The sequence below is a fragment of the Nocardia amamiensis NBRC 102102 genome (genome assembly GCF_001612745.1).
Lineage (GTDB): Bacteria > Actinomycetota > Actinomycetes > Mycobacteriales > Mycobacteriaceae > Nocardia > Nocardia amamiensis.
In genome coordinates this window covers 1-6560 of the sequence record NZ_BDBA01000075.1, presented here as the reverse complement: position 1 = coordinate 6560, position 6560 = coordinate 1, and the positions used below count along the sequence as shown (strand labels likewise).

5 protein-coding genes are annotated in these 6560 nt (G+C 68.1%); all 5 read left to right on the top strand.

Translation table 11 applies throughout. The features are described 5' to 3' along the window. Positions 1-317: DUF732 domain-containing protein (locus tag NA4_RS15715; protein WP_157129042.1), on the top strand; the 317-nt coding region annotated here is incomplete at its 5' end. A gap of 17 nt (positions 318-334) precedes the next feature. After that, positions 335-1300 (top strand): cutinase family protein, encoded by a 966-nt coding sequence (locus tag NA4_RS15710; RefSeq protein WP_067470375.1) that lies wholly within the window; start codon positions 335-337, stop codon positions 1298-1300. Between the two features lie 167 nt (positions 1301-1467). Beyond that, entirely contained in the window at positions 1468-2511 is a 1044-nt protein-coding gene (locus NA4_RS15705; protein WP_067470374.1) for an LLM class F420-dependent oxidoreductase, read from the top strand. 190 nt (positions 2512-2701) lie between these two features. After that, the gene (gene fadD32, locus NA4_RS15700; RefSeq protein WP_067470373.1) at positions 2702-4618 is read left to right on the top strand and encodes a long-chain-fatty-acid--AMP ligase FadD32; all 1917 of its coding nucleotides are present in this window, start codon (positions 2702-2704) and stop codon (positions 4616-4618) included. Positions 4619-4837: 219 nt separating this feature from the next. Beyond that, positions 4838-6560: type I polyketide synthase (locus NA4_RS15695; RefSeq protein WP_245671390.1), on the top strand; the 1723-nt coding region annotated here is incomplete at its 3' end.

The following is a 6560-nucleotide window of genomic DNA, read 5'->3' as shown; positions in this document are numbered from 1 at the left end:
CCGAGGCGCCCGAACGTCCGCAGCCGGTGCCGACCGAGGCCGTCCCGCCCGCGGATACCTCGGGTCTCTCCGCCAAGGACAAGCGTTTCCTCGACGAGCTGGCCAAGCAGGGCATCACCCCGTCCACGCCGGACATCGCGCTCAGCATCGGCGCGTACGTCTGCCAGGGCACCGCCGCGGGCGCGTCCGACCAGGATCTGATGACCTTCGTGAACGCCATGGCCGGTTCCGACCCGTCCTTCGACCCGTCCAAGATGCCGGTCGAGAAGGCCGGGCAGATCTACATCACGACCGCGCGCGCGACGTACTGCCAGTGAGTTCGCGTGTCCGTTCGGTGTCCCGCCGGTCCAAGCCGGCGGGGTGCCTGATCGCGATCGGCGGCATCGTGCTGATCGTCCTCGTCGTCCTGCTGCTGTGGTATCTGCTCGCGGGACGCCTTCGCCCGCCCGTTCCCGGTCCGAAGCCGCCGGAACGGCCGACCTCGCAGCCGGCGAGTTGCCCCGATGTGCAGATGATCTCGGTGCCGGGCACCTGGGAGTCGAACAGCTACGACGACCCGCACAACCCGACCGCCAACCCGTTGTCGCTGATGCTCAACGTTTCCGGCCCGGTCGCTCAGCAATTCCCGGCGGAGCGGCTGGACGTGTACACCGTCCCGTATGTCGCGCAGTTCTCCAACCCCATCGCGATTCCGCCGGACGGACAGCAGTCCTACAACAACAGCCGGTCCGAGGGCATGCGGCGGATGGTCGATGCCATGGCCGCCCGGCATCAGGAGTGTCCGCTGACCACCTATGTGCTCGCGGGGTTCTCCCAGGGCGCGGTGATCGCGGGTGACGTCGCCGCGCAGATCGGCGCAGGCAAGGGGCCTGTACCCGCAGACTTGGTGCTCGGCGTGACGTTGATCGCCGATGGACGGCGTACCGGCGAGACCGGCCCGGGTCAGGCGATCCAGGTGGGGACGCCGCCGCCCGGCGTGGGTGCCGAAGTCGCGTTGCGGGGGTTGAATGTGCCCGGCATCACGATGACCGGTCCGCGTCAAGGAGGCTTCGGCGCGCTCGCCGACCGCACCTACACCATCTGCGCGCCCGGCGATCTGATCTGTGACGCGCCGCGCGAGGCACTGAGTCCGTTGAACATCGTGGGCAGCGTGAACGCGCTGGTCCGGGCGGCAGGCAACCCGGTGCACGCGCTCTACAACGGCTTCGTCGTCGACCCCGATGGCAGCACATCGACGCAGTGGACGGCGAACTGGGCGGCGGGCCTGATCGAGGCCGCGCCGCATCCCGCGCATTCATGAGAATGCACAGCACGTGAGATACCCCGCACCCCGTTGGCGTGACAAGCGCAACTCGAGTTCGGCAGCACGCTGTAAAGTGCGCTGGTGATCGCGACGCCGGGCAACGCCGCAGCAGACCTCGGACGGGCGTCGCGCCCGTAATTCCTTACAGCCAGGAGCATGAGTTCATGACAGAAGCCGCCGCATCGGCCACCACGGCGCGCCGCGACGCGGATGCTGCGTTGACCGCGCTGGGCACTCCGTTGCGCCCGTTCCGCTTCGCGGCGGCCGGCGAGGGAAACAAGCAGGAGGGCGGGGCCCGCAAGTTCGTCCAGACCGCCCAGCAGGCCGAGGAGTACGGCTTCGACAGCTTCGTCGTGCCGGACCACCTCGGTGAGCAGATCGGCCCGATCGCCGCGCTCGGCGCGCTGACCCAGGCCACCGAGAAGATCCGGCTCGGAACCTCGGTGCTGGCGAATGGCTTCCGCCACCCGGTGGTGCTGGCCAAGGACCTCGCCACGATCGACGTGCTGTCCAAGGGCAGGCTCGAGGTCGGCCTCGGCGCGGGCTGGATCAAGGAAGAGTTCGAGAACGCGGGCATCCCCTACGAGTCGCCCGGTGTCCGGCTGGAGAAGCTGGACGAGGCGCTGACCATTCTCGACGTGCTGCTGCGCGGCCAGGAGTGCACCTTCGAGGGCAAGCACTACCAGGTGCGCGGCGTCAAGGGGACTCCTCGGCCGCGGCAGGGCCCGCGTCCGCCGATCTGCACCGGCGGCGGCGGTCCGAAGATGCTCCGCCTGGCGGCCAAGCACGCCGACATCATCTCCGTCGTTCCGGTCACCACCAAGAACGGCAAGGGCCTGCTCTCCGGCATCACCATCGAGAAGGCCATCGAAAAGGTGAATTTGATCAAGGAGGCCGCCGGTGACCGGTTCGCCGACATCGAGCTGAACTGGGCCATCACCGCCATCGTGATCACCGACGATCGCGAGAAGACCGCGGAGATGGCGCTGTCGGCGTTGGACCGGGGACTGCACCCGAATCTCGAGGTGGACGTGCAGCTGTCGGTCGAGGACATCCTGAACTCGCCCTACGTGGCGATCGGCACGTTCGAGGAGATCGCCGAGCAGATCCGACGTGTGCGGCAACTCACCTCGATGTCCTATGTCGGCGTTTTCCCCACCCAGATGGACGCGTTCGCCCCCGTTATTCCCCTGCTGCGGGACGAGTGAGCCGGTCTTCTCTGTAACATGACTCTGGTTTGAGTACATCTAGCCGATAAGCGGTCACCGCGCAGACCGCACAAAATCTGCAGGCTGGCTCTGCACTTGGAGCACCCGCGGGCGAAAGCGAGTCGGGGCCTCACAGGTAATAGCGGCGATCTGGCCGTCTTGCTGCGTGTGCCTCGGAGGAGAAGAAGGAATGGAAGAGACTTTCGACGACTACCTGGACGAAACCGGGAACATCCGAATTCCCGAGGATCACACCCTGGTCGATCACGTCGAGAAGCACACTCGGAACGACGCGAACACCCTGGCGTATCGCTACATCGACTACTCGCGCGAGCGCGACGGCGAGGCGCAGGAGCTGACGTGGCGTGAGTTCGGTATTCGGCTGCGCGCGGTGGCCGCTCGACTGCAGCAGGTGACCAACCCGGGCGACCGGGTCGCGATCCTCGCTCCGCAGGGCTTGGACTACGTGATCTCCTTCTTCGCCGCGATCTACGCGGGCACCATCTCGGTCCCGCTGTTCGACCCGGACGAGCCAGGCCACACCGACCGTCTGCACGCCGTGCTCGGCGACTGTGAGCCCTCCGCCATCCTGACCGCGAGCTCCTCGGCGGCCGGAGTCCGGCAGTTCTTCCGCTCGCTTCCCGCTGCCCAGCGCCCGCGCATCATCGCGGTGGACGCGATCCCGGACAGCGTCGGCGAGAGCTGGGTGCGTCCGGACATCGCCATCGACGACATCGCCTACCTGCAGTACACCTCGGGCTCCACCCGGGTTCCGGCCGGTGTCGAGATCACCCACCGCGCCGTCGGCACCAACCTGCTGCAGATGGTGGACGCGATCAAGCTGGACTGGAACTCGCGCGGCGTCACCTGGCTGCCGCTGTTCCACGACATGGGCCTGCTGACGGTGATCCTGCCCGCGGTGGGCGGCAAGTACATCACCATCATGTCGCCGAGCGCGTTCGTGCGCCGCCCCTATCGCTGGATCAAGGAGCTGGCCGCGGTCTCCGACGGCGCCGGAACCTTCGCCGCCGCACCCAACTTCGCCTTCGAGCACGCCGCGGCGCGCGGTCTGCCGAAGGCCGGCGAGTCGCTGGACCTGTCGAACGTCATCGGCCTGATCAACGGCAGCGAGCCGGTGACCACGTCGTCGATGAAGAAGTTCAACGAGGCGTTCGCGCCCTATGGCCTGCCCAAGACCGCCATCAAGCCGTGCTACGGCATGGCCGAGGCGACTCTGTTCGTCTCCGCCACCAAGTCCGAGGACGAGGCCAAGGTCACCTACGTCGACCGCAAAGAGCTCAACGGCGGCCGCATGGTGAAGGTCGAGCCCGGTCACGAGGACGCGATCGCGCAGGTGTCCTGCGGTTACGTCGCGCTCTCGCAGTGGGCGACAATCGTCGATCCGGAGTCGGTGGAATCCGAGGGCGGCGGCCGCGAGCTGCCCGACGGCTCGGTCGGCGAGATCTGGCTGCACGGCAAGAACATGGGCATCGGTTACTGGGGTCGTCCGGACGAGACCACGTCGACGTTCCGGAACAAGGTCACCCACCGGCTGCCCGCGGGCAGCCACGCCGAAGGCACCGAGCCGGACGCGAACTGGATGCGCACCGGCGACTACGGCGTGTACTTCGAGGGCGAGCTCTACATCACCGGCCGCGTCAAGGACCTGGTGATCGTGGACGGGCGCAACCACTACCCGCAGGATCTGGAGTACTCCGCGCAGGAAGCCAGCACGGCACTGCGCCCCGGCTTCGTCGCCGCCTTCTCGGTGCCGGCCAACCAGCTCCCGGCCGAGGTGTTCGAGCAGGGCAGCCACTCCGGCCTGAAGTTCGACGCCGACGACGCCTCCGAGCAGTTGGTCATCGTCGGCGAGCGCGGTCCGGGCGCTGGCAAGGCCGATCCGCTGCCGATCGCCGACGCGGTGCGGGCAGCGGTCGCGCAACGCCACGGCGTCACCGTTCGCGACGTCCTGCTGGTGCCCGCGGGTTCTATTCCGCGCACGTCCAGCGGCAAGATCGCCCGGCGGGCCTGTCGGGCCGCCTATCTGGAGGGAACACTGCGGGGTGGTTACACCCAGCAAGCTTTCCCCGATGCACCGGAAGAGTAATTGCCAAGGGCGGCCTCGGACCGACCATTGACGCTCGGCGCCGACCTTCCCACGCCGAGCGTCAATTCACGGTACGCCCGGTACGCAGACAGGTAGCTTGAGGAATTGATGGCTGACAACGAGGGCACGCCCACCCAGACGACCGACACCCCGCCCGCGGAAACCGTCGCCGATGCGACGGCCCCGGCCGAGTCCGCGAAGGGCGGCGCGCAGACCGGCATGTCGGTCGCGGAGCTGCGCGAGTGGCTGCGGCGGTGGGTCGCCGACGCGACCGGACAGCCGATCGAGCAGATCACGGTGGACCGGCCGATGGAGGAGTTCGGGCTCGCCTCGCGCGATGCCATCGCGCTCGGCGGCGACATCGAGGAACTGACCGGGGTGATGCTGAACGCGACCATCGTGTACCAGCATCCGACCATCGCGGCGCTGGCCGAGCGGATCATCAACGGTGAGCCGGACGTACCGGAGGAATCCGCGGACGACGCGTTCTACACCGCGGGCTACCGTCCCGGCGAGGCGCACGACATCGCGATCGTCGGTTTGTCGACGCGACTGCCCGGTGCGGGCGACACCCCCGAGTCGACCTGGGAATTCCTCATCGGCCGCGGCGACGGCATCCGCGAGCGGCCCGAAGGACGCTGGTCGGAGTTTCTGGCCGAGCCGCAGCTGGCCGAGGTGATCGAGAACGCCAACACCAAGGGCGGCTACCTCGACCAAGAGGTCGTCAAAGGCTTCGACGCCGAGTTCTTCGCCATGTCGCCGGTCGAGGTCGAGCGCGTGGATCCGCAGCAGCGACTGATGATGGAGCTGACCTGGGAGGCGTTGGAACACGCCAGGATTCCGGCCAGCGATCTCAAGGGTGCGCCGGTCGGCGTGTTCATCGGCTCGACGGGCAACGACTTCATGCTGCTCGCGGCGCTCGGGCTGGGCAGCGAGCGTGATCCGAACGTGCCGGTGTCGGCCGAGGGCTACGCGATCATGGGCAGCGTCACATCCATCATCCCGAACCGGGTCTCGTACTTCTTCGACTTCCGCGGTCCGTCGGTGGCCGTCGACACCGCGTGCTCCTCGACGATGGTGGCGGTGCACGAGGCGGTGCAGGCGCTGCGCAGCGGTGCGGCCGATCTGGCGCTGGCCGGTGGCGTGAACATGCTGCTGGCTCCGATGGCCACGCTCGGTTTCGACGCCAACGGCGGCATCGCCAAGGACGGGCACATCAAGGCGTTCTCCAGCGATGCCGACGGCATGGTCCGCTCCGAAGGCGGCGGTCTGGTCGTGCTGAAGCGGCTCGCCGACGCCGAGCGCGACGGCGACAAGATCTACGCCGTGATCAAGGGGTCGGCGGTCAACAGCGACGGCCGGTCCAACGGCCTGCTCGCGCCGAACCCGGACGCCCAGGCCGAGGTGCTGCGGCGTGCCTATCGCGACGCGGGGATCGCGCCGTCCTCGGTCGACTACGTCGAGGCGCACGGCACCGGCACCCTGCTCGGCGACCCGATCGAGGCGGACGCGCTGGGCCGCGTCGTCGGCCGGGGCCGCGACGCCGACAAGCCGGCGCTGCTCGGTTCGGCCAAGACCAACTTCGGTCACCTGGAGGCGGGCGCCGGTGCGGCGAGCCTGGCGAAGGTGGTCATGTCGTTCCAGCACAACGTCATTCCGCCGAACATCAACTACGCCGGTCCGAACCCGTACATTCCGTGGGACCAGGCGCACCTGAAGGTCGTCGATGAGCCGACCGAGTTCCCGCGCTACAGCGGCAAGGCGACGGTCGGCATCTCCGGCTTCGGCTTCGGAGGCACCAACGCGCACCTCGTCGTCCAGGAGTACGTGCCCGCCGCCACGGACCGGACGCAAGCTCCGTTCGCCGAACTCGAGTCGCAGTTGAGCGAGGACGTGCTGGACGACGAGACCACGGACGTGGTCGCGGAAGCCGACGCCGTGG

Excerpts from the sequence above, each read along its gene's own strand:
- NA4_RS15705 (WP_067470374.1), top strand. The coding sequence starts at position 1,468 with ATGACAGAAGCCGCCGCATCGGCCACCACGGCGCGCCGCGACGCGGAT.
- fadD32 (WP_067470373.1), top strand. The coding sequence starts at position 2,702 with ATGGAAGAGACTTTCGACGACTACCTGGACGAAACCGGGAACATCCGA.